This window comes from Candidatus Bathyarchaeota archaeon (assembly GCA_026014745.1).
Classification (GTDB): domain Archaea; phylum Thermoproteota; class Bathyarchaeia; order Bathyarchaeales; family Bathycorpusculaceae; genus Bathycorpusculum.
On the sequence record JAOZHS010000001.1, the window covers coordinates 575,997 to 599,544 of the forward strand.

The window sequence follows — 23,548 nt, forward strand, 5'->3', positions numbered from 1 at the left end:
AGCTGTCTTTAGGTTGAGTGCTGGTGGCGATTTTCCAAAAGCAATAACGCATGATGTATTTGCTTTCATCATAGTCAACAAACCTTGACTTGAGTGGTCAAATATTCTTGACGAAAAATCTTTTAATTGATACAAATTCAGGTAAATCGTGGCTTGAAAGGGTTTGGGTAGTGTGAAGAGGTTATTTATTGTTGTAGTGCTCGTTTTAATCCTAATTGTTTCAGTGATTTCCCTAACGCAAATAGTCTCTGTAGCTCAAGCCCAAAGTGATTCGCATATTCAGATACAGTCGCCGCAAAGCAGAACCTACACAACAAACTCGGTGGCGCTCAACATTTATGCATCTGACGGTAGTGCCGCTATAGTTGGGGTTGCCTACCAGCTTGATGGTCAGCCTGAGGTCACGGTGTACACCCGCAATCCGCCTCCAGTCTTGGGGGACTTTAGTCATATGGCAACCGTAAACGCCACCCTGACCAACCTGCAGGACGGTCCTCATCATCTCAGAGTACTTGCAACCTGGACATGGTGGACGCCGGGCTATGGTTATCAAAAAACCTTTGAGGACCTTAACTTTACCGTAGCCGCAAACGTGCACTTATCCTTGAATTCGCCGCTTAACAGGACGTATAATACCGACATGGTTCCATTAACGGTGACTGCGAACAACGAAGTCTCTTTAACATATAGTCTCGATGGAGAGGCGCCCGTAGATTTCTTAGCGAACACTACGTTGTCGGGGCTTTCCGAGGGTGGGCACAGTTTAAAAGTCACTGCCGCTGACGCAACAGGTAACTCGGCTATCCGAAGCGTAAATTTTGCGGTTGATACGCAGGGGCCTGTCTTTTCTGATTGTTCCGTTACGGTTAATGTCCAAAACGTTACTGAGGGTGCGTTGCATTTTGTGGTAGATGATTCAATCTCTTGGATAGGTTATTGTTTGGATGGAGCCGCTAATGTCACCATAACTGGAAATTCCACCCTAACTAATCTGCAAGGTGGACTGCACAAAGTAACCCTGTACGCTAATGATACTGCAGGAAACATGGGTGTCTCTACGGATATTTTGTTTAGTAATTTCGACTGGTTTTTGATAATTTTGGTGGCAATACTGCTTTTGGTTTCTGCTTTCGGTGCCGCTCTATTCATTGCCTTAAGGAAACGGCAAAGAGCGAGTGCATAATTTTTCCTTTTTTAAACGGTTGGGGTCATTGAAGTTTAGGGTTACCTTGGTTGTTTTCCAAAAGCTATAAACGCCCAATGTTTGTACTTTCCCTTTGAGGCGAACAGTTTGACTCTAAGAAGCTTCATTTGTGAACTCCAAAAAAGCGGCGAATTAACCACCATCACCAAGTCTGTCTCGGTTGAGTATGAGATGGCAGGCATCATCGCGGCGTTAGCCGAAAAACCCGTTTACTTCCAAAAAGTGAAGGAATCAGAATTCCCAGTTGTAGCTGGATTGGTTTCGAGTAAGGATTTGATTTGTCGCAGCATGGGCATAACCAAAGAGCAACTCCTGCCCAAACTGCTCAGCGCCATCGAAAACCCCCAAGCGCCAGCCATGGTTAAATCGGCACCATGCCAAGAAGTCGTCGAAACCGACGTAGACCTCACCAAACTCCCAATCATGCACTACACCGAGAAAGACGGCGGCAAATACATCGCCTCAGCCGTATCCATCATCAAAGACCCCGAACTTGGACGCAACATTTGCTTCCACCGCCTCATGCTCAAAGACAAAAACCACTTCGTCGCCCGCATCGTAGAACATCGCGGCACCGACAACGCCCTCACCAAAGCGGGAGGCGAACTTGACATCGCGATTTGCATCGGCAACAACACCGCCACACTTTTGGCAGCAGCGACTTCGCTTGCTCCGGGCGTTGACGAGTTAAGTATGGCAAACGCGCTGGAAAAAACTGACCTTGTCAAATGCAAAACCGTGGATCTTGAGGTGCCTGCTGACTGCGAATTCGTGCTGGAAGGCAGAATCACCAAAGAAAAAGTCACGGAGGGTCCTTTCCTTGACTTAACAGGCATCGTCGACCGAACCCGCCAGCAACCAGTGATTGAAATCAAATGCATCACCCACCGCAAAAACCCAATTTACCAAACTATCCTTGCGGGCAAAAATGAGCACAAGTTCCTCATGGGCATGCCCAAAGAACCCACCATCTACAAAGAAGTCAGCAAAGTCTGCGACTGCCGCGACGTCTACATAACCCCCGGCGGATGCAGCTGGCTTCATGCGGTCGTGCAGATTCACAAACAGAACCCTGATGATGCGCAGAAAGCCATAGCCGCCACATTCAAAGGTCACGGCTCACTCAAGCACTGTGTTGTCGTGGATGAGGACATCAACATCTATGACCCCAACGATGTAGAATGGGCGATTGCGACGCGTTTCCAAGCTGACAAGAATCTAACGGTGCTTTCTAAGCAGCCTGGCTCCTCTTTGGATCCCTCTGGCGATTTAAGTGAGGGCAAGAAAGCCACCACCGCCAAAGCAGGTGTAGACGCCACCGCACCTGCCGCCACTACAGGCAAGGGCTTTAAAAAACAAGACTACATAAAAGTAGACCTAACCAAATACCTCTAAGGGAATCTCTATGGAGTTAACTAAGCAAGAACAAGCCATGCTCGACGGCAAAGAAGGCTACGCAGTCCGTAAAAGCATGGAAATCCTCGTGGCGCTGGGCGAGATTTTTGGCGCCAAAAGCCTCATCGACGTGGGTAGCGTCCAAGTCGCAGGCGTATCTTACCATAATCTTGGCGATGCTGGTCTGGAATTCTTAAACACGTTGGCGGCCGACGGCAAAGTAAAAGTCCTCACTACGCTTAACCCCGCAGGCATGGACCTTGAGAACTGGCAGCAACTCGGCATCAGCCCCGACTTCGCAGAGAAACAAAACCAAGTCATAGACGCTTTCGAACGCATGGGCATCCTCATCTCATGCACCTGCACGCCCTACCTCATCGGTAACCTCCCTCTATATGGCGAACACCTTGCATGGTCGGAGAGTAGTGCGGTGACGTTTGCGAATTCAGTGTTGGGTGCACGCACGAACCGTGAAGGCGGACCCAGCGCGTTGGCGGCGGCGTTTGTGGGCAAAACCCCCAACTATGGCCTGCACCTCGACGAGAATCGCGTCCCCGACGTACATGTTCAAGTGGAGGCGGAACTGGGTAAACTCAGCGACTGGGGCGCATTAGGCTACGCCATCGGTAAAAAAGCTGAAAATAAGATTCCCTGCATTACAGGCGTAAAATCAGCCAGCCTTGACGACCTCAAAAGCTTCGGCGCATCACTGGTAACCTACGGGGCAAAACCGCTATTCTACATGAAAGGCATAACCCCTGGCGTGGAAGCTCAAACACAACCAAAAGAGACCGTAACCGTCACGGCGGCAGACCTCAAAGCAGCCTACGACAACATCAACGACAACGTAGACGAAATCGACTTTGTCTGCGTCGGATGCCCCCACTGCTCAATTAAAGAAATCCAAGAAATCGCGGATTTGATTAAGGGCAAAAAAGTCAAGGAAGGCACCGAACTCTGGGTCGCAACCTCACGCACAGCCAAACAACTCTCAGATAAACGCGGCTACACCGCAATAATCGAGGCGGCGGGCGGCAAATTTGCCTGCGACACCTGCATGGCAGTCGCGCCTCTCAAAGGACGATTCAAAGCGTTGGCGACGACGTCGGCGAAAGGATGCTTCTATAGCAGGCAGAATTTGATGAAGACGAAGATGGGTAGCATGAAAGAATGTGTTGATGCAGCGGTGAGTGGAAAATGGAACAACTAAAAGGACGAATAATTTACAAAGGCAAAGCCGAAGGCGAAGCCCTCGTCACCTCAATGCCAATCAGTTTCTATGGCGGCGTGGACCCCAACACAGGCATCGTGCTTGAAAAGGGTCACGAGTTGCAGGGCATAAGCATCAAAGGCAAAGTGCTGGTGTTCCCGCAGGGCAAAGGCAGCACCGTCGGCTCCTACACGCTTTATCGCCTCAAAAAGAACGGCATGGCACCCGCAGCCATGATTAACAAAGAAACCGAAACCATCGTCGCAGTCGGAGCCATCATCAGCGAAATCCCCTTCGTAGACAAGGTGGATGTCAGCAAAATCAAAACAGGCAACAAAGTCGCAGTCGAAGACGGCACCATAACCATAGCTTAGCTCTTTTTTTGAGAGCTTTCCTTTTTCTTTAGTCAAGAATTTTTACTTAACCGCTTTAACTGGTTATTCCATAGCAGAATGGGCATGACGTGTCTGTTTGAATTATGCTGATATTGCTGCTGGCTGTTTTTTGCTACTTATACAAGTGGGGTGGGCCTTAGATGTAGAGGCTTGCTAAAATTATGTGAATTCGTAAACAGACGCATCCCTGATTAAGATAGCTGCTGCCCCAAGTTACTCATCGAGGCAGGCTATGAACTGCAACGTTAAATTACCCGAATATAATTAGAGTTAGTCAGGTAAGATTCACGATGAACGATGCAAACCCAATCATACTCAAACTCGGCGGTTCCGCCATCACTGACAAAACCCAAGAGGCAACCCCCCGAACCGAAATCATCAATCAACTCTCCGAAGAGATTAAGCGGGCGGACCTCGACAACCTAATCGTTGTCCATGGCGGAGGCAGCTTTGGTCACCCCACAGCCGCTAAATACGCCATACAAGACGGCTACAAAGAGGACCCCACACAAAAATTCGGGTTCGCTGAAACCCACCACATGATGACGGTCCTAAACGGGTTAGTGATGGACTCGCTTATTTGGCACGAAATCCCCGCCGTTAGCATCGCACCATCCAGCTGTTTTGTTACAGAAGATTGCAAAATCAAATTCTTCGACGACACTGTGCTTAAAGCATTGGCTAAGTTGGCTTACACACCTGTATTCTATGGCGACGCTGTCTTTGACAGCAAACGCGGATTCACCGTGCTCTCCGGCGACCAACTGGTTGCTTACCTTGCACTCAAATACAAAGCTCAAAAAATCGTAATCGGCGTAGACACCGATGGTCTGTTTGACAGTGACCCCAAAACTAACGCTGACGCTAAACCCATCAAAAAACTCAACCTCAAAGAACTCAAAGAGCTCCAGCCTAAACTTGGTAAAGCCCAAGGTACCGACGTTACAGGTGGTATGGCAGGTAAAATGGCTGAATTAATTCCCGCCATCGAAGCAGGTGTCCATGTAACCGTAACTGGAGCCACAAAAAGGTTATCTATCTTCAGAGCCTTAACAGACCAAAGCGTGTTAGGCACTGAAATAGAGAAGTAGACATAAAATGGCGCAGGAAACGGGCAAACGCAAACTCGACCATATACGAATCTGCTTAGAGGAGAAAGCGCAAGCTAAAACCGTAACTGCAGGGTTTGAAGACCTCCAGTTCGTCCACCGCGCCTTGCCTGAAACGGACAAAGCCCAAATTGATTTATCTACTACTTTTTTGGGCAAAAAATTCTCTGCGCCCCTTATTGTAGGCGCAATGACTGGCGGCGCCGAGGCAGCCACCCAAATAAACGCCTCAATTGCCGAAGCGGTTGAAAACCTCGGTTTGGGCATGGGTCTTGGAAGCCAAAGAGCCGCCATCGAAAACAGAAGCCTTGAAAAAACTTACCGCATCGCACGCGACAAAGCGCCCCATGCATTTTTAATCGCGAACGTCGGCGGCGTACAACTTGTCCACGGCTACGGCGTAAAAGAAGTCAAAAAAGTTGTGGAAATGATTGATGCCGACGCCGTTGCTATTCATCTTAACGCGCTCCAAGAGGCGATTCAGCCTGAGGGGCAAACTAACTTTAAAGGTGTTCTCGCAAAAATCGCTGAAGTCGCTGGTGCTCTTGACGTTCCAGTAATCGTAAAGGAGACTGGTGCAGGCATCGGCGCTGAAGACGCTAAAGCCCTTGAAGCCTCAGGTGTAAAAGCCATAGATGTTGGGGGCGTTGGCGGCACGAGTTTTGCAGCCGTCGAATACTACCGTTCAACCAAAAAAGACGTTGGTCTCAACTATCAGGGTGAAGCCTTCTGGGACTGGGGCATACCCACCGTGGTAAGCCTGATTGAGACAGCGCAAACCGTTAAGCTGCCCCTGATTGCCTCAGGAGGAATCCGAAGTGGCACGGACATCGCCAAAGCCCTCTCGCTTGACGCGAGTTTGGCGGCGCTTAGTCAACCTATTTTGGAGACAGCCGTTAAAGGTGCTCCAGAAACGCAACAGAAGCTCAGTTGTCTGGTTGAGGAACTTCGTAACGTTATGTTTTTGGTTGGAGCTAAAAAAATCGCTGATTTAGCCCAGACGCCGCTTGTGGTTATGGGTAAAACTGCCGAGTGGCTTACCGCCCGAGGCTTTGATTTACAGGCATACGCCAAACGAGGAGTACAATAAACGTGAATGTTGAAAAGTTTCTGGAAGAGAATGCTCCCTTAATCGACAAAGCCATCGAAAAATATATTCCCCGACAATTCAGCAAAGACGCGGTTCTCTTCAAAGTAACCCCGCCCATGTACAGCTACACCATCGAACCAATGGACAAAGCAATTGCCGAACCCATCTGGGATATGCTGGACCGCGGAGGCAAACGTTGGCGACCCGCGCTGTTTCTGTTAATTTGTGAAGCTTTGGGTAAAACGGCAGATTACTGCTTAGACTTCTCCGTCATACCTGAAGTTATCCACAATGGAACCCTCGTCATCGATGACATAGAGGACTCATCCGAGGTGCGCCGAGGCAAGCCCTGCACCTACAAACTTTTCGGTCTTGACATTTCGGTGAACGCAGGCAACGCAATGTACTACCTACCGCTGCTGCCCATAATGGCTAACCGAAACAAGCTTTCTGCGGAAATGCAGCGCGACGTGTATGAGGTGTATGTGCAGGAGATGATTAACCTCAGCATGGGTCAAGCTATGGATATTGCATGGCACCGCGGTATAGCTAACGCAGATGACCTTGCTGAAGCTGATTATCTGCAAATGTGCGCTTACAAAACTGGTACGTTGGCAAGGATGGCGGCGAAAATGGCTGCGGTGCTTGCAGAAGCCAAACCCGCCCTCGTCGAGAAATTAGGTCGATTCGCCGAAAGCATAGGCGTCGCTTTCCAGATGCAAGATGACATTTTGGATTTAACGGGAGCAGAATTCGCCAAAAGCAAAGGCTGCGTCGGTGGAGACATAACCGAAGGCAAACGGTCACTTTTGGTCATTTACACCCTAAAAGTTGCTTCTGCAAAAGATAAGGCGCGACTGCTCGAAATCTTGGGCATGCACACCAGCGACCAAACCCTACGCGACGAAGCCATCGCCATCATGCAAAAGTACGGAGCAATGGACCATGTAAAAGCGACCGCTGAAAATATGGTTGCGGAAAGCTGGGCGGAAGCCGAAAAACTCTTGCCCACGCCCGAGGCTAAGGAAAAATTAAAAGCGTTCGCCGAATTCTTGATAAAGCGCAACAAGTAAGGTTTGGCGAGCGTAGAGACTTTGGCACTTCAAACTGACTCTGAATTACGTGAGTTTATCCGCAAAGCAGCCCTCCTAAACGCGGTGGGGCATGATGGGAAAGCGCAGGCTGGCGCTATGGTCGGCAAGGTTCTGGGCGAGAAAGCCGAGTTGCGTAGCCGCGTTAAAGAACTCTCGGCCGTTATAGGTGAGGTTGTTGCGGAAGTTAACGGTTTATCTTTGGCTGAGCAGAAGGCGATTGTGGAGAAGAATTGGCCTGAAACTCAAAAGAAACATGAAGCCGAGGAAAAAAAGCTGCCGCCCCTGCCTAACGCTGACAAATACAAGGTTATCGTCACCCGTTTCTCACCTAACCCGGACTGCGTGTTGCACTTAGGCTCCGCGCGCGCAATCGTGCTCAGTCACGAGTACGCCCGCATGTACAACGGCAAATTCATCCTACGCTTCGAAGACACCGACCCAAAAACCAAGAAGCCCGCCCTCAAATACTACGAAAGCATCCGCAACGACCTCAAATGGCTCGGATGCCAATGGGACGAAGAATACATCCAAAGCGACCGCCTAGAAATCTACTACGGCTACGTCGAAAAAATGGTCGCCGACGGCAACGCCTACGTCTGCGAATGCACACCTGAAGAGTTCCGCAAAACGACGCTGGCAAAAGAAGCTTGCCCCTGCCGCAACATATCCCCCGCAGACCAACTGGAACGCTGGCACAAGATGCTTGCTGGCGGCTACCAAGAAGGCCAAGCTGTTGTCCGCGTCAAAACCGAGTTGGATCACCCTAACCCCGCCATCCGCGACTGGCCAGCCCTACGCATAATCGACACTAAAAAGTATCCTCATCCGCGGGTAGGCAGCAAATATTTCCTGTGGCCCCTCTACAACCTCGCCGCAGGCATAGATGACCACCTTCTGGGCATGACGCATATAATCCGGGGAAAAGAACATTACACCAACATGGTCCGCCAGAAATACATGTACAAGTATCTCGGCTGGGAATACCCCGAAGCCATCCACTACGGCAGACTAAAAATCACCGGTGCCGCACTCTCCAAATCCAAGATTGTCGCAGGCATCAAAGAAGGCGACTATGCAGATTTCGATGACCCACGCCTCGGCACCTTTGCAGCACTCAAAAAACGAGGCATCACTGCGGAAGCTATCAAAAAAATGATAGTTGAAGTCGGTGTAAAACCCAACGATGTCACCCTGAGTTGGGAGAACCTTTACTCGCATAACCGCAAAATACTCGACGCCTCAAGCGACCGCTACTTCTTCGTAGCCGACCCCGTCGAACTCAAAGTCATAGGTTTACCCAAAACCTTCCACGCCAAATTGCCCCTGCACCCCGAGCACCTCGAACGCGGCATCCGAGAATATACCGTCGCGCCATGTGGTGATGAGGGGGCTGCAAGCTTTTGGATTACCCAAAAAGACGCCCAAGCCATGCAGACCGACCAAACCATACGACTAATGGAACTCTTCAACATCAAAATCCAAAACGTCACAGCCAACTGCGTCACTGCTGCGTATGCCAGCGAATCTTACGAGGATGTCCGAAAAATCAAGGTGCAGCTTATCCAGTGGATACCCCAAGGCACCCAGTACCCTGCCGAAGTCGTCCAGCAGGATGCAACGGTTGTGGGAGGATTTGCGGAGGCAGCCTGCAAAAAGTTAAAGCCAGACGCCATCATACAGTTTGAGAGGTACGGCTTTGTCCGCGTAAACGAAGTCGCCGACAAACTAGTCGTCTATTACGCCCAAAAATAGGAGAACTAAACATGCGCAAACTTGACGGTCAAGTCATAATCTGGCCTGTCTACTTCGACGTTAACAGGTCCCGCGAGGAAGGACGCCGCGTCCCCAAAGCCCAAGCGGTGCAGTCACCTAAAATCACTGAGCTCCAGGAAGCCGCCACCAAGATGGGTTTAGCGCACGAAATCAACCTTGAAGCGCATCACCCCAAATATCACTGGGCAAAAACAGGCATGCTCATTGTGGAAAAGAAGGAAGCCAAAGAAGCACTAATCAAAAAATTCGCCAAACAACTGATAAAAATTAAAAATCAGCAGCAGTCGCAACAACCAACCAAACGTTAACTACTTAATTTTCGGCTCCGTATGGGTCCTGCTTAGTTTTAAAAATTGTATTTGACCAGAAAATGTGCTACTTACTGAGAAACTAACAAAATAAAAGAAAGAAAAAAATTATGCTTTTTCTTTGCTGATTAGAACCGCGTTGACGACGCCATCGTTGCCTGGTCGGCTGGTAACTCTCGCTAAGCCGAGTTCGGTTTCGATTTCTGCGCCTTTGGTGATGACACCTCGGCGGTTAAAGTCAACGTTTGCGTCATTGCGTACTACGCGGGTGATTGCGCTTTTCTCTGTTTTACCGCTTTTAGGGTCGGTAACGGAGGCAATTTTGTCGCTGAGAACCTTGGTTTTCATGTTGCCGCCGATTCCGCGGGTGCTTTTGCGGCGGGGTTCACCGAGGAGGGTTTCTGCTGGGTATCCGCCTGCTTCGTACTTTTTCTTGCTACGGTAAACGCGTTTTTTACCGCCTGTAAGTTTCCTTTTACGTAAGCTGCTGTGAGTGGACATATCTCAACTTTCCTAGATTGTGCAGTCACTAAAACTCTGGATTTCCATATAAATCTATCCATTACGAGTGCATTATTCAAGGCAGCAAAGGCAGACACCTCAAAGACCCATCCCCCGTCCTAATTTGTATCGGGGATTTCTACTGGTTTTCAACATGTTAATGGGGCTTGTTTTCAGCCAATAGTGTCCTACCCCTCTTAGGTTTCTGTAGGTTTTCTGAATGCCTTGGCTGCTTCTTTGCGGCATTAAACTTTTTTCACTGGAATTTGGTGACAACTTTTTCGGCGAATAACTTTAACGAGTCTGCCTCGCTGTTTTTGTTGTCTAAGTGTCCTCTAAAGTTGACGATTAGATATTGTATGCCCGTTTGCATGAGTTTCTCTATCTTCACCGCTACCTCGTCAGGGGTTCCGTAGAGGACCATTTCGTCTAGCTCCTCATCACTAACCTCTGGTTCCCGAAACTCAGCTAAGGCGCTGTTTAAGTCCTCTTTGTTTTCAGCGATTACCACGGTAGCAAGAGTGGTCTTCAATATTTCGTCATAATCGCGACCTACGTCGTTGCAATGCTTCTTTAGCACTTCAAGTTTATCTTTGATTGCTTTGGGTCCCCCGAAAAGGTTGCAGGCATCAGCATATTTGGCGACAATCCGTAGCGTTTGTTTTTCTCCGCCTCCGCCAATCATTATGGGTGGATGGGGTTTTTGGATTGGTTCTGGTAGGCAGAGGGCGTTGTTTACTTTGTAATAGTTGCCATGGAAGGTGAAGCCTTTGGGGTTTGTCCACATGCCTTTTATGATTTGAACTGACTCCTCAAGTCGTTTGCCGCGTTCTAGAATGGTTAAGAAGGGTATGTCGTAGGCGTTGGCTTCTGGTTCAAACCAGCCTGCGCCTATGCCTAAAATTAGTCTTCCGTTACTCATCAAATCAACGTTTGCCGCCATTTTGGCGAGTAAGGCGGGATTACGGTAAATATTGCCCGTTACCAATGTTCCGAGTTTGATTTTGCTTGTTACCTGCGTTAACCCAGAAATCGTTGTCCAAGCTTCAAGTATTGGTTCGTCTATGTTGCCCACATACGGTATCTGGAGGAAGTGGTCCATTACGAAGAAGCCGTCAAAACCATGTTTCTCCGCGTATTGCGCTCTTTCTTTGACAGTTTCAAAGATGGAGTTTCCTACTCCATCATAGGTGAAGCAGGGGTGTTGGAGACCGAATTTTAGTTTTGACATACATGTCCCTTTCTTGATAGGGTTAATTAATTTTTATGAACCCAATAAACCCGTAAAGATAAGAAATTGTTTGCCCTATGTATCTGGGTTTTCTGGCTGTGCGTCTACATCCTGTGTTGCCTGTTTTTCTTCTTCTGTTTCTTTTCTTTGTCGTTCTGCCGCGTCTTCTTTGATGGCGTCGCCGAAAACCTTGCGCAAGTCCCGTTTAAGCGTCGTCATGTCTTGTGTTAATCCAAAGTAATCCGCGAAGTAATCCGTAGTCTTCAGAGCCAAGGAGCGTCCACTACGTTCCGTCACAATTAACCCCATGTCTTTGAGCATTTTGACGTGTCCATACGCGTGTTGACCGCGGACTTGGATGACACGTTTCTGAGTAATAGGTTGGCGATAGGCGATGTAGCTGAGGGTTTTGAGGGGACCCGACGAGAGCAAAGGTCGATTCACCAGCTTCTTGATAAGCGGGGTGAATTCGGCTTTGACTTGAAGTACGTAACGTTCATCTTTTAGCGCAATGATTTCGAGTGCACGGCTGTTTTGGTATTCTTTGATGAGTTCTTCTACGTAAGTTTCGACTCTCTTTTTAGAGCGGCTGTTTAAAACTTGACCCAACTCGTTGATGTTTAGGGGGCGACCTGCAATGTAGAGGGCAGCCTCCAAAAGGGCAAGGGCGCGGGTTTTACGCTGGCCAGCTTGCGCTGGACTCTCCTGTGCTTCTTCAACCTCGGGGGCAGTCGTCTCAGTTGCCTCTTTAGTTTTTAGGGGCTCAGGAGTTTGGTTTGGTTCTGTTGTTTGGTTTTTAGGGTTTTCCAACGTTTAGTTTCCCCACAGCTATGTAGAGTTCCTCGGTTTCATCATTCTGCCAGAGGCTAACTAAGCCATCCTGTGCAAGGAACAACAAGTAAATAAAGGTTCTAAGCGCCTCAATTCGCGTCATGCCCTTGGTGAGGGTTGTGAAATCGATTATGCCTTGACCGCCAGTTTTTTCTATAAGTAGGGCGTAGAGTTTGTCGACTTGGAACTCTAGTTCCGCTATGAATTTGTCAAATTTAGGCAACAAATCGGTAACGGCAGGCAAAACTGGGTGTTGCTCGATTGCGTGGTTGAGTGACAAGAGCTTTTCGCCTTTTAGGACGTCGTCGAGGACTTCGAGAAGATGCTGGATAGTGGTTGAGGTTAATTCGTGGCGAAGCGGCAAAAAGAGGGGCGGCGGGACGAAGTCGGTTGGGACGCGGGGCGGTGGAGGCGGAGGCTCCTGCAAAGTGAGCAGTAGTTTGGATTTCATAAGATAAATCAATGCTGAGGAGTCAAGGGCGACGCCTGAAGCGCGGAAATCAACTTTGTTGGGCGCGGTTTTCTCCATTTCCATAAGAAAAGAGCGCAGCAGATAGGCAATGTTGACGTTCCATGGCGTGAGTTTTTCAAGTTTGCTAATTTCAAAGAGGATGTTCCAGGGTGGTCGCAGATAGAAGGGGCGCCGCATAGGGGACGTTGAAGTGGACGCCATTAGGCTGAGGGGACCTCCGAGGGGAACTTGGCGGTTATAACGTTGGAGACTCCGTTACGTTCATAGACACCGTAGACTTTCTGCGCCTTGTTGACCATTTCAGGACGTAAACTGATGACTATGAATTGGGTTTTGGATGCTTCTTCTAGGAGGGTTTCGGCGAGTTTGGTGGTGTGGTAAGCGTCTAAGTGGGCATCCACCTCGTCAAGCACATAGAAGGATGCTGGCGAGAACTCTTTGAGCGAAAAGATGAAAGCAACTGCCGAGATAGAGCGTTCCCCACCTGAGGCGCCGCTGACGACAATGCTGGGTTTGTTGGGGAACTGTACAATCATGTCGATTCCGCCCACAAACGGGTCCTCAGGGTTCTCAAGCTTAAGAGTGGCGCTTCCGCCGCCCGTCATTTTTTCAAAGTAAACCGTGAGAGTGGAATTGATTTTCTCAAACGCAGTCATGAACACTTTTCGTTTCTTGGCTTCAATTTCATCCATAAACGCGACGATGGCTTGTTTTTCGCGTTCCAACTCGTTTAGGCGCACGGAGAGTTCGCGGTAGCGGCTGATTTGGTCGATATAGTGTTGGCTTGCAAGCTGGTTGATGGCTCCGATGCGTTCAATCTCAAACTGCATCATCCGGATGCTGGTTTCAGCTTCCTGCACCTGCCGCGGAGTCGCCTCCAAGGGCTGCTCATATCCGAGTTGGCGAAGCTGGGCTTGGAGTGTTTGGAGCCGCATTTGAGTTGTTTCCATTGCGACATGTAACTGATTGTAGAGTTTGTCGGCGCTTTCATACTCTGCGTCGAGCACTCGTAATTCGGAGTCGATGGAGTCAATTTGGGACGTGAACTTTTTGGATTCCTCTCGCGCCGACAACACCGCGTTTGAAAGCTCTACCCGGCTCTTCTCAAGGTTATCCGTCTCCTGTTTTAAGCCGTCACGTTCGGCTATGGCGTCAGTGACTTCTTTCTCCAGTTTGGCTTGTTGCTGCTCAATGCGGGTAACCTGCAGTTTAGTGTTCTTGTAGCCGGGGCGTAGCACGTGGTCAAACTGGGCTTGATTAGTGTTAATCTCAGTCTGCACCGAGCCGATGCGTTGCCGTAGCGTGTTGGCTTCTTCGCCAAGTTTTTCACGCTGCACTTCAAGTTCTTGGATGTGCGCAACATCGGTTTTGAGTCGAAGTTCGGCGATTTGGACATGGATTTTTTTAAGGTCAGCCTGAATGTTATTGCGTTCGTTACGGTACATTGCCATGCGGCCCTTGTAGGCTGCCGCTTCCCGTTCGAGTTTGCCGCCCGATTTTTCAATGTGCCGAATGTTGAATTGAGTGCGTTTTACGCCTCGTCTGATTCGGATGATTTCTCGGTCCAGTGTGGCGATGGATTCGGTTAAGCGGGCAATTTCGATTTTGGTATGTTCGAGGTCTTCTTCGATGGTTGCGATGTCTGTGCCGCGTTGAGCGAGGTGGGTTTGGAGTGCTCGCACAGCTTCGTCGAGGCTTTTGAGTGCGTTTTCGCTGGGGATTATGGTGGAGAAGTCGATGGGGGCACGGTAGTAGCCGCTTTCAAATGCTCCGGGTTCGTAGACGTCGCCGTTGAGGGTGACGGCGCGGTAACCTTCGTTTGAGAGTGCGAACCCCACTTTATCGTTAGAAACGACAATGGTGTCGCCGAACACGTAGTTGATGGCTAACTCGTAGCTGCCGTCATACTTCATAAACGCTGAAAGTGGTCCTACAACGCCTTCTCGGCGTGGAGCGTCTTTATGTTTGGGGTTGATGACTCCCTGGAGGGGAATAATTTTGATTCTGCCCAGCTTCATCTTCCGAAGCGACTCAGTACACGTGAAAGCAACATCAATGTCTTTTACAACCAACGCGTCTAGCCAGCCTGTTGCGGCAGCGTCAATGGCTTTCTTGTAGCTTTTGTCAATTTTTATGAGGCTTCGAAGCCGACCATGAATTCCCGATATGGCGCCGACATCGCCCATTTCCTCAATGCCCCGTAGCGCTTTCTCTTCAGCCGCAATGGTTGCCGCCAAATCCCGCTGAGTCGCAAACTCGATGACGGCGTCTTTCGCGGAACTGGCGATTTTTTCTGCCTCGCTTATTTCTTTCTGCACGGTTTCTTTTTGGATTTTTTTGCGTTCGATAGTTGCTTCAAGGTGCTTTTGTTGGGCTCTTTGGTCACGCTGGACTGCTTCAAGCTCGCTTAATGATTTTTCGATTTCGTTTAAGCTGGCTTGGAATTTTTCTTTACGGACACTTAAGTTTTTGATTCTGCCGTTGCATAGGCGTAGTGCCGCTTTGTCCTGTTTGTACTCGGAACGAAGATAGGCGAGGCGTTTGATGTGGCTTTCGATTTGGGTGTCTAAGGCGCGGATTTGCTGATTGTTATCATCCAAACCTGACCAAAGCTCTGTGGTCTGTTTGGCTAATGCTTCATGGGCGGCTTGCTTTTCTGTTATCTGTGCGGTAAGTTTTTCGTGTTCAGCGCGGAACGCCCTGATTTTGAGGCGGTTTTCCCTGATTTCCTTCTGCAACGTTTCATGTTGGGTAACGTTGTTTTCTCTAACACGTTTAAAACTCTCCAGACTCGCCTGTCCAGCGCTGATTTTAGAGTTTAGCTCTGTTAGTTTGGATTTTAACTCGCCGATTTTAATCTGAACCTTAAGAACCTCAGAACCACCCGCCTCTAAGCCTTCCCCACTGAGTTTACGCCACTCGCCCTCAATGTCGTGGCGTCGGTTACGTCGCAGGTCACGTTCTGCTTTGAGTTTGTCGACTCGTTCCTTGACTTTTTGAGCTTGCGTGGTGCTTTCATTGATTTTTTGATTTTGCTGGGTGACGTCGTTTGAGATTTTTATGGCTTGGAACTTCTTAACTTCGTTTTGGATGAATTCGAAACGCAGCAGTTGGTTGCGTTCACGTTCGAGGTCATCGAGGCGTTTTTGTACCTCGTCGATTCTGCCCATCGCGGTACGGATGGATATGTCGGCGGCGCGGAGTTTCTCTTCTGCCTCAGTCTTTTCAGAATCATACTGCGCGATGCCGATGAGGTCTTCGATGATTTTTCGCCGTTCTAACGCGGTGAGGTCGGTTAGGCGTGTGATGGTGCCCTGCGGGATGATGTTGTTGCTCATGCTGCTAATGGCGCCCATGGAAAGCGTTTCAGTAATGTGAGACCGCGACATGCGGCGTCCGTTGAGACGGTAGACGCTCTGTCCGTTGCGGTAAACCTCCCGCGAAACCGTAACCGTGGTTGTATCTACTGGCATTGTGCCGTCGCTGTTGTCGAATTGGACGACGACTTTTGCCATTTTAGCTTTCTCGAGCCCTGCTTTTTCAGAACCATGGAAAATGAGTTTTGCCGAGTTTTCGGCGCGGAGTCTGCGTGTGCTGAGTTCTCCCAGCGAGAAGAGCAGGGCGTCCATGATGTTGGTTTTGCCGCTTCCATTGGGCCCAGTTATGGCTGTGAAGCCTTTTTCTAAGTTAACCTTGATGGTTTGGGGCCCAAAAGACTTAAAGCCTTTTACCTCGATTTTTTTGATGTAGGGCATTTAGTCTTAATCCTCACGAAAGCAACAATGTTCTTTTTAACATCTCTCATCATCAAACGTATAAAAGCTTAACCTTATGCTTCCCTTTTATACGTGTGCTTGGGATTTGTGCCTTTTGCTCTAAGGAGCGCGTGTCTTTTTGAGCTTGAGGCCTTTTTGTCTGCTGCTTATCTTGTGGTCTTTTGTCCTTGGATGGGTTGGGTGAATTATCGGTCAGAATTAGAAATTCATAAGCCTTTACTTTCAATTGCTCCACTTTAACGTATCTTTCGGGACGCGGCAGACCACATGTGCGAGGACATCTGCTGGAGGCAAAAAAGTGGCAAGCAAAAAGTCAGAGAAAACCTTCAACGATATACTAATTGGGTCAATTGACGATGCGTTCTCGTCTTTAGGTGAGAGTGCAAAACAGGCGATATACTATCATCTGCTAACAAAATTCGAGATTCCTAAAGAGGATATCCCTGATAGAGTCAACGATTTCTCGAATGCGCTTGAACAAATTTTTGGTGCTGGCGCTCGGCAACTGGAAATTCTGATAATGAAACGTTTGCACGAAAAAATCGATTGCTCCTATAAATGGGAAGGTCCAAAATGGTTAGTTCCTGATTTAACTTTTACCAAATATGTAAAGTTAGTTAAACTGTGCCTTGAAGACAACCACAAAATAGGTGAGGTTGAGATCATTCTTGATGCTGAAGAACACCGCGTCCGACAAATGTAACGATTCTTTGCCTGTGCTTATTGACCTTGTTCCAGATCCCATAGCACTACTGGATAGCAAAGGAAAAATTGCTTACGTTAACAAACAACTCGAAAGTTTATGGGGTGTTTGTAAAGAGCAAATAGTTGGCAAAAACGTTACTGAGTTGCCCTTCCTGAGTGGCTCATGTCAACAGTTGCTTTTGTCGAACGCCAAAAAACGGTTTGCTGGAGCAAGCATCCCTCCTTACGAAATAAAAACAACTGCCTCTAACGGTGAACAGCACTGTTTAGACGTCAAAGGCACGATCATAAAAAACGAGGGCGAAGTGTTCATTTTAGGCCTTTTCCGTGATGTTACCGAAAGGGCAAAAACCCAAAAAGAGCTACAGACTGAGCTGTCCCTTAGTGAAGAAAAACTGCAATGCCTCTGTAACTCGCTAAGAGACGCCATTGTTTTTGTTGACGAAAAAACCCGAGTCACATACTGGAATACAGCAGCCGAAAAAACCTTCGGTTTCACCCGAGAAGAAGTGCTGGGCAAAAACGTGCATGACCTAGTGGTGCCTGCCTCTATGTGTAAAGAAGCCCGCGCCAACATCGGGACATGTGTAGAGATTTTTTCACAAACCGGCATGGGTTACTTCACAGTGGGAAACGTTGAATTGATTGGTCGACACAAAGATGGCAGCGAATTCCCAGTTGAATTATCGCTTTCCTCGATAAATCTGAATGGCGTATGGCATGCAGCAGGCATCATAAAAGACATAACTAGCAGAAAACGCGGGGAACAAAAACTAAAGGACGCAGAGCAACGATATCACGCCTTGTTTAATCAAGCACCCTTAGGTGTTATGGTTATTGACCCCCAAACTGGCGCATTTTTGGATTTTAACGATATAGCTCACCTCCAATTGGGGTACTCGCGGGAAGAATTCGAAAAACTAACTCTCTCTGACATTGAAACCGAAAAAACAAAGCAAGAACTTCAAGCATTGATCATGGATCTGGTTCGGGACGGAAGCGGGCAATTTGAAACAAAACATCGCACAAAAACAGACGATGTCCGAAACGTCTTGATTACTATCCGCGCTTTTCGTTCTTCAGGTAGACCTTACCTCAACTGCATATGTCACGATATTACTGAAACCAAAAAAGCCCAACTTGCTATGATTAAAAGTGAAGCTCGACTACGCGAAAGTGAGGAATTATTCCGTGCAATCAGCACATTCTCCACTGACGCTATCATTCTCAGTGACCAAAACGATAAAGTCATCTATTGGAATCCCGCAGCCGAACAAACCTTCAGTTACCCAGAAAATGAAGCTATAGGCAAAAGCCTCACTGAATTGGTAATGCCTTCTTCTGAGCATGAAGCTCATAAAGAAATGCTCAAAGAAATATTGGCTAAGCCTCTATCAAAGAAGCATCGCCAACTTAACGCAAAACGTAAAGATGGCTCCACTTTTCCAATGGACATCTCCATTGTGTCCGTAACATTAGATGGTAAACAGTGTCTACTCTCAACCATCCGCGACGTGACAGAATGGAAAAATATGGAGGAAGCGCTCCGACAGGAACGCGACATGCTTGAAAATGTAGCGGCCAACGTGAACGCGGGTTTAGCCATTATTAATCGTGAATACAAAATCGTATGGGCTAATCAGTTGCTCAAGCAGCTTTCTAAAAAAAGCCAGGTGGAAAACGAGTACTGCTATAAGGTATTTCCAAAAGACAGCGACGGTATTTGCATCGATTGTGGCGTTCAAAAAATCTTTGAAGAGGGCGCAGCAATTGATCGGCACGATTACCACTTTGAAAATCCTAATTCAGGCTGGGTCGAATTAATTGTAACCCCCATCAAGGACAAGGAAGGCAACGTTGTCGCAGCCTTAGAATTGGTAGTGGACATAACCGAACGCAAACAGCAACAGGCGCAAGGCGTTGAGTACTCACAGAAGCTTGAAGGACTTGTGCAGAAAAGAACTGACCAGTTGAAGAGAACTCAAGCGGAGTTGGTGAAGTCGGAACGTTTAGCGGCTATCGGCGAATTAGCTAGCATGGTGGGACATGACCTACGTAATCCCTTGACAGGCATCAAAAATTCTGCTTACTTCATGAAAAAGAAAGGTAGCCAAATCCCGCCCGACCAATACCGTGAGATGCTTGAAACAATTGACAAATGCGTAGACTACTCTAACAAAATCGTAAGCGACCTGTTGGATTACTCTAGAGAAATTCGACTAAATCTGCAGGATTATTCTCCCAAAAAATTGCTTGACGAATCGTTAAGCATCCTGGGGAAACCTGCTAACGTTAAAATCGAAAACAACCTCCCATATGAATTCACTGTAAAGCTGGATGCTGACAAAATAAAAAGGGTTTTCGTGAACCTTCTAAAAAACGCCATAGACGCCATGCCTAACGGAGGAAAGGTGACGGTGAGCAGCAAAACGGTTCCGGGCGCCTTAGCGATTTTAGTTACTGATACGGGTGTAGGGATTAGCGAAGATGTGCTGTCTAACCTCTTTGTGCCCCTGTTCACTACTAAGGCGCAGGGCATGGGTTTTGGCTTAGCCATCTGCAAGCGTATGGTGGAGGCCCATGGGGGAACGATAACCTGTACAACTGTCAAAGGGCGAGGAACAACCTTCACGCTAACCTTACCGATACAACAACATGAATTGGAGGTGAATGTATTTGGTTAAAAAAGCAAGAATTCTTGTTGCAGATGACGATGAAACAATCCGGACAACCATGAAAGCGATCCTTCAAGATGAAGGTTATGAAGTGGATCTTGCAGGAACTGGAAAAGAAGCTATACAGCGTTCAAACGAAAAAACCTACAACATCGCGTTGCTAGACATACGATTACCCGACATGGAAGGCATTGAACTGCTTAAACTGTTAAAGGACAGTGTGCCCCGCATGCGCAAAGTGATGGTTACAGGCTATCCTTCTATGCAGAATGCTATCGCTGCCCTCAACAAAAGCGCCGATGCTTACATCGTGAAACCTGTGGATGTGGATAAACTTCTAAACACCGTTAAGGAGCAACTGCAGGCACAGGAGAACGAACTCAAATTCAGTGAACAAAAAGTGGCTGAATTTATTGAAAGCCGGGTTAAAGAGCTGTCAGTTGAACACGTTTAACTGGCAACCTTTAATTTTTTTACCTTTTCTATCTCCTGATGAAACATCGAAAACATGGCATTAGGTTAATATTGGGCGCATGAGGAAAAGCTAGTCGTTAGTGGTGAACTCTATGAGTTTTGGTAACGCTTTAAAGAACTTTAGTGGTATTGAAGAGTTATTGGTTCTAGCGTTGATGTTTGTCTCGATTTTTGCGCTTTTCTACTTCGACATAAGCATCACCTACAAGATTGGTATCGGAGTGTTAGTTTTCACGGTTATCTTCCTTACCACGCTTGCTAACCAGATTCGTCGGCAGCAAAGAGAAGCTCGCGAGGCTGCGCAGAGGTAAAGTTTAGGCTTTTGTTTCCTTTTTAGGTAACTGAGCTTCCTTATGCTCTGTTTGGGGTATGCTAATTAATGATCTGAAACGATTCAATGACCCTTAAAATATACTTTTTTGTGTAAAAATGAACCATGCGGGCATGTATCAGAACACGTTTTTAAACAAGGTTTTTAAATGCACAGTGCAGTTAACTTAAAGAACAAGCAACAAATATACTTAGACCTTCAAACCAAACATGGGGAAATTGGAGTAGGCAGCAAGTGGCTCAAGCAACCTTTGAAGAAATATCTGCATCGGACTTTTTCTACCGAAACCGAGACATCGCAGGCTTAACCAACCCCTCACGCAGCATATTTGTTGCCATCCGCGAAGTTGTCGAAAACAGCCTTGACGCTGCAGAGAGCCAAAAAATCCCTCCCGATATCTATGTGCGCTTAAGTTTTGAAGCTGAAGCCACCAAAGATACTCAAATCTACAAACTTCACGTAGAAGACAACGGCAGCGGGATTCCTCCACGTTTCATACCCTCCGCGTTTGGTCAAGTCCTCTACGGCAGCAAATACAAACTCAAACAAGCCCGAGGCACCTTCGGTTTAGGCGGCAAAATGGCGGTCCTCTACGGGCAAATTACAACGCATCAACCCGTCTTTGTAACTTCAAGCACGGGGCAGGAAAAAATTTACAGTTTCAAATTGATGATAGACATCCAACGCAATAAACCCATTATATTGGACCGAAAAGTCATCATCAACAAAGACCAATGGCGTGGCACTATTATCGAGTTTACTCTTGAAGGTGACTACCTTCGTGCAATGCCCAAAATTATTGAGTACTTCAAACAAACCGCTATGGTGAATCCCTATGCTAACCTAACTTTTGTTGACCCCAAAGGTAGGCTCTACAAGTTTACAAGGGCAACCACCACGATGCCGGAGCCCCCTAAAGAAACCATGCCGCATCCATACGGTGTAGACGTCGAGTTGTTGCAGCGGCTTATCCAAGTTACCGAATTCACCAACATGTCTACTTTTCTGCGTGGACATTTCCATCGCGTAGGTGAGATTACTGCACAGAAATTTCTCGAGTTTGCTGGGTTACCCGCAAATAAGAATCCCAAGAAACTCACCCATGAGGAAATCGTGAGGTTAATGCAGAACCTCAAAAAATACAAAGACTTTCTCCCCCCTGACGCCAGTTGTCTCTCACCATTAGGCGAAGAACTGCTCAAGACAGGTGTCATGAAGGAGCTTAACCCTGAGTACCTTGTGGTGCATCAACGCAAGCCCTCCACGTATGCGGGGCACCCATTTATTGTGGAGATGGCTATGGCATATGGCGGCAATGTACCCAAACGAGGTAACTTTGTTATCTATCGTTTCGCAAACAAAATCCCTCTCTTATACGACGAAGCCAGCGATGTATCCTATCGTGCAATCTCAAGCATGAATTGGAAACGCTACAAAGTCTCGCCTGACATGCCCATTGCAATCGTCGTGCATATTTGTAGCACTAAAGTGCCTTACAAGACGGTTGGTAAAGAATTCATCAGCGACCGTCCCGAAGTACGACGCGAAGAAGCAAACGCGTTACGTGAAGTAGCTCGTCAAATCCAGCATTTCCTTGCCCGACAAGAGCATGTGCATAATGAAAAGAAGCGTCTGAGCATTTTTGGCAAGTATTTGCCTAAAATTGCCGAGTTCTCGACTATGTTAGCTGGGGAAACCGAGAAGCCTGACGTAGAAAAATTACTAAAGAGTGTACAGAAGTATGGCGCAGAAGAAAGTTAAAGTAGCTGAAAAAAAGCAGGAAGTCCTCAAAGGACTCAAGAACTTCGGTGTCTCCGTATACAATCAGCTTGAGCAAGGTGTCTTCCCAACCGTTAACATGCCCAGCCGCTCAACCGAAAACATCACCTATGACCCAACCCTGCGCCAGTATATTTTAGGTGAAAAAAGCGTAGGTCGAAGCACCCGAAACATTCGGCATATAAAACCCTTCACGCAGCTTTCTTGGGTGGCAATGTTTAGCAATGAACTTACCAGTCAACGCAAAACTTCCACGTTAAGAGACGTCTACTACTCTGCGCAAGCTTACGAAATGACTTTTCAGGACCAGCAGGAATCAAACAACATCATCACTGATCTTGAAACCCTCACAGGTTTTGCAAGAGAAGACTTCAACATTTTCCCCGAAGAACGCAGCGCAATCTTTGGCGACCTCGAAATCGGCTACACCGTTCCAGGCTACGAAGGAAAAACAGTAAACCTGACCAGTCACCCCGACGGCGTGCTCATCGGGCCCGCAGTAACCTCCTCGGATTTCATTAAAACCACAGCGGACAAAGTTATAGCCATCGAGAAAGGCGCACTCTTCACCAGATTTATCGAAGAAAACGTCCACAACAAACACAAATCTCTCCTCATCGCCTGCGGTGGACAAGCACCCCGCCAAACCCGCAGCTTCATACGCCGCCTCCACGACGAACTCAACCTCCCCGTCTACATATTAACTGACGGCGACCCATGGGGAATGCACATTGCCCAAGTCATCATCTCAGGTTCCGCAAACGCCGCCCACTTGCGAGACTTAAACACACCCGATGCCATTTGGAGCGGAGTTTGGGCAAGCGACATCATCGAATACAAACTACCCACTGACCCACTCGATGAAGTAGACATTAAGCGTCTTTATGAGTTGCAAAAAGACCCCCGATACCAAAATGACCCCGTTTGGCAACGTGAAATCAAAACTTTCCTCAAACTAAGGCGAAAGACGGAACTTGAAGCTTTCGCGCGGTACGGTTTAACCTACATTGTGGATGAGTATTTGCCGACAAAGTTGGAGCAGCAACCTAAAGAGGACAAATCCAAAAAGACAGGCAAGAAAAAAGAATAATCTAAGCCGCCTTAAGTGGCTCTTTTGGCTCTATCTGTATACTTGTCGTGATTGTTTTAAAAATGCCCGCTGAAGCGAATGCTTTATGAGTTAACCCCTCGTAAG

Annotated in this window: 20 protein-coding genes; 15 read left to right on the top strand and 5 right to left on the bottom strand. The window is 47.8% G+C overall.

The genetic code is table 11. The features are described 5' to 3' along the window. The first annotated feature begins 172 nt into the window (after positions 1-172). The 9 genes from NWE92_03160 to NWE92_03200 all read left to right on the top strand — a co-directional run bounded on the left by NWE92_03160 (position 173) and on the right by NWE92_03200 (position 9,578). Entirely contained in the window at positions 173-1,183 is a 1,011-nt protein-coding gene (locus tag NWE92_03160) for a hypothetical protein (GenBank protein ID MCW4028630.1), read from the top strand. 108 nt (positions 1,184-1,291) lie between these two features. After that, positions 1,292-2,599, top strand: a complete 1,308-nt coding sequence (locus NWE92_03165; GenBank protein ID MCW4028631.1) for a UbiD family decarboxylase — start codon at positions 1,292-1,294, stop codon at positions 2,597-2,599. A gap of 10 nt (positions 2,600-2,609) precedes the next feature. Beyond that, a complete protein-coding gene (locus NWE92_03170) occupies positions 2,610-3,809 on the top strand; it encodes an aconitase X catalytic domain-containing protein (GenBank protein MCW4028632.1) in 1,200 nt (399 codons plus the stop codon). Then, on the top strand, positions 3,797-4,183 hold the full coding sequence (locus NWE92_03175; GenBank protein MCW4028633.1) for a DUF126 domain-containing protein: 387 nt from the start codon (positions 3,797-3,799) through the stop codon (positions 4,181-4,183). The genes NWE92_03170 and NWE92_03175 overlap by 13 nt, the downstream gene beginning before the upstream one ends. Positions 4,184-4,494: 311 nt before the next feature. Further along, positions 4,495-5,295 carry an isopentenyl phosphate kinase gene (locus NWE92_03180; protein MCW4028634.1) on the top strand — a complete coding sequence of 267 codons (801 nt, stop codon included), beginning with the start codon at positions 4,495-4,497 and terminating at the stop codon, positions 5,293-5,295. A gap of 7 nt (positions 5,296-5,302) precedes the next feature. After that, a complete protein-coding gene (fni, locus tag NWE92_03185) occupies positions 5,303-6,403 on the top strand; it encodes a type 2 isopentenyl-diphosphate Delta-isomerase (protein ID MCW4028635.1) in 1,101 nt (366 codons plus the stop codon). A 2-nt stretch (positions 6,404-6,405) separates the two neighbouring features. After that, positions 6,406-7,476: a polyprenyl synthetase family protein gene (locus tag NWE92_03190; GenBank protein ID MCW4028636.1), complete on the top strand. Its 1,071-nt coding sequence runs from the start codon at positions 6,406-6,408 to the stop codon at positions 7,474-7,476. A gap of 21 nt (positions 7,477-7,497) precedes the next feature. Further along, complete coding sequence (locus NWE92_03195) at positions 7,498-9,249, top strand: glutamate--tRNA ligase (GenBank protein ID MCW4028637.1); 1,752 nt, start codon at positions 7,498-7,500, stop codon at positions 9,247-9,249. A gap of 11 nt (positions 9,250-9,260) precedes the next feature. Next, positions 9,261-9,578: a signal recognition particle protein Srp19 gene (locus tag NWE92_03200; protein ID MCW4028638.1), complete on the top strand. Its 318-nt coding sequence runs from the start codon at positions 9,261-9,263 to the stop codon at positions 9,576-9,578. Between the two features lie 108 nt (positions 9,579-9,686). On the opposite strand, the gene NWE92_03205 is transcribed toward NWE92_03200, so the two are convergent. The 5 genes from NWE92_03205 to smc all read right to left on the bottom strand — a co-directional run bounded on the left by NWE92_03205 (position 9,687) and on the right by smc (position 16,368). Next, positions 9,687-10,079, bottom strand: coding sequence for a 30S ribosomal protein S8e (locus NWE92_03205; protein ID MCW4028639.1), 393 nt, complete (start codon positions 10,077-10,079; stop codon positions 9,687-9,689). Positions 10,080-10,335: 256 nt separating this feature from the next. Next, positions 10,336-11,310, bottom strand: a complete 975-nt coding sequence (locus NWE92_03210; GenBank protein ID MCW4028640.1) for an LLM class F420-dependent oxidoreductase — start codon at positions 11,308-11,310, stop codon at positions 10,336-10,338. A gap of 75 nt (positions 11,311-11,385) precedes the next feature. Next, positions 11,386-12,120, bottom strand: coding sequence for an SMC-Scp complex subunit ScpB (gene scpB / locus NWE92_03215; protein ID MCW4028641.1), 735 nt, complete (start codon positions 12,118-12,120; stop codon positions 11,386-11,388). Continuing rightward, complete coding sequence (locus NWE92_03220) at positions 12,107-12,814, bottom strand: hypothetical protein (GenBank protein ID MCW4028642.1); 708 nt, start codon at positions 12,812-12,814, stop codon at positions 12,107-12,109. The genes scpB and NWE92_03220 overlap by 14 nt, the downstream gene beginning before the upstream one ends. Beyond that, on the bottom strand, positions 12,814-16,368 hold the full coding sequence (gene smc / locus NWE92_03225; protein ID MCW4028643.1) for a chromosome segregation protein SMC: 3,555 nt from the start codon (positions 16,366-16,368) through the stop codon (positions 12,814-12,816). Before smc ends, NWE92_03220 begins: the two co-directional genes overlap by 1 nt. A 319-nt stretch (positions 16,369-16,687) precedes the next feature. Here smc and NWE92_03230 point away from each other — a divergent pair, with 319 nt between their 5' ends. From NWE92_03230 to NWE92_03255, 6 genes are all read left to right on the top strand, one after another. Beyond that, on the top strand, positions 16,688-17,092 hold the full coding sequence (locus tag NWE92_03230; protein MCW4028644.1) for a hypothetical protein: 405 nt from the start codon (positions 16,688-16,690) through the stop codon (positions 17,090-17,092). After that, complete coding sequence (locus NWE92_03235; protein ID MCW4028645.1) at positions 17,061-19,778, top strand: PAS domain S-box protein; 2,718 nt, start codon at positions 17,061-17,063, stop codon at positions 19,776-19,778. The genes NWE92_03230 and NWE92_03235 overlap by 32 nt, the downstream gene beginning before the upstream one ends. Beyond that, on the top strand, positions 19,771-20,223 hold the full coding sequence (locus tag NWE92_03240) for a response regulator (protein ID MCW4028646.1): 453 nt from the start codon (positions 19,771-19,773) through the stop codon (positions 20,221-20,223). Before NWE92_03235 ends, NWE92_03240 begins: the two co-directional genes overlap by 8 nt. Before the next feature lie 112 nt (positions 20,224-20,335). Further along, the gene (locus NWE92_03245; GenBank protein MCW4028647.1) at positions 20,336-20,554 is read left to right on the top strand and encodes a hypothetical protein; all 219 of its coding nucleotides are present in this window, start codon (positions 20,336-20,338) and stop codon (positions 20,552-20,554) included. Between the two features lie 254 nt (positions 20,555-20,808). Further along, entirely contained in the window at positions 20,809-22,335 is a 1,527-nt protein-coding gene (locus NWE92_03250; GenBank protein MCW4028648.1) for a DNA topoisomerase VI subunit B, read from the top strand. After that, complete coding sequence (locus NWE92_03255; GenBank protein ID MCW4028649.1) at positions 22,316-23,443, top strand: DNA topoisomerase IV subunit A; 1,128 nt, start codon at positions 22,316-22,318, stop codon at positions 23,441-23,443. Before NWE92_03250 ends, NWE92_03255 begins: the two co-directional genes overlap by 20 nt. Positions 23,444-23,548: the final 105 nt, after the last annotated feature.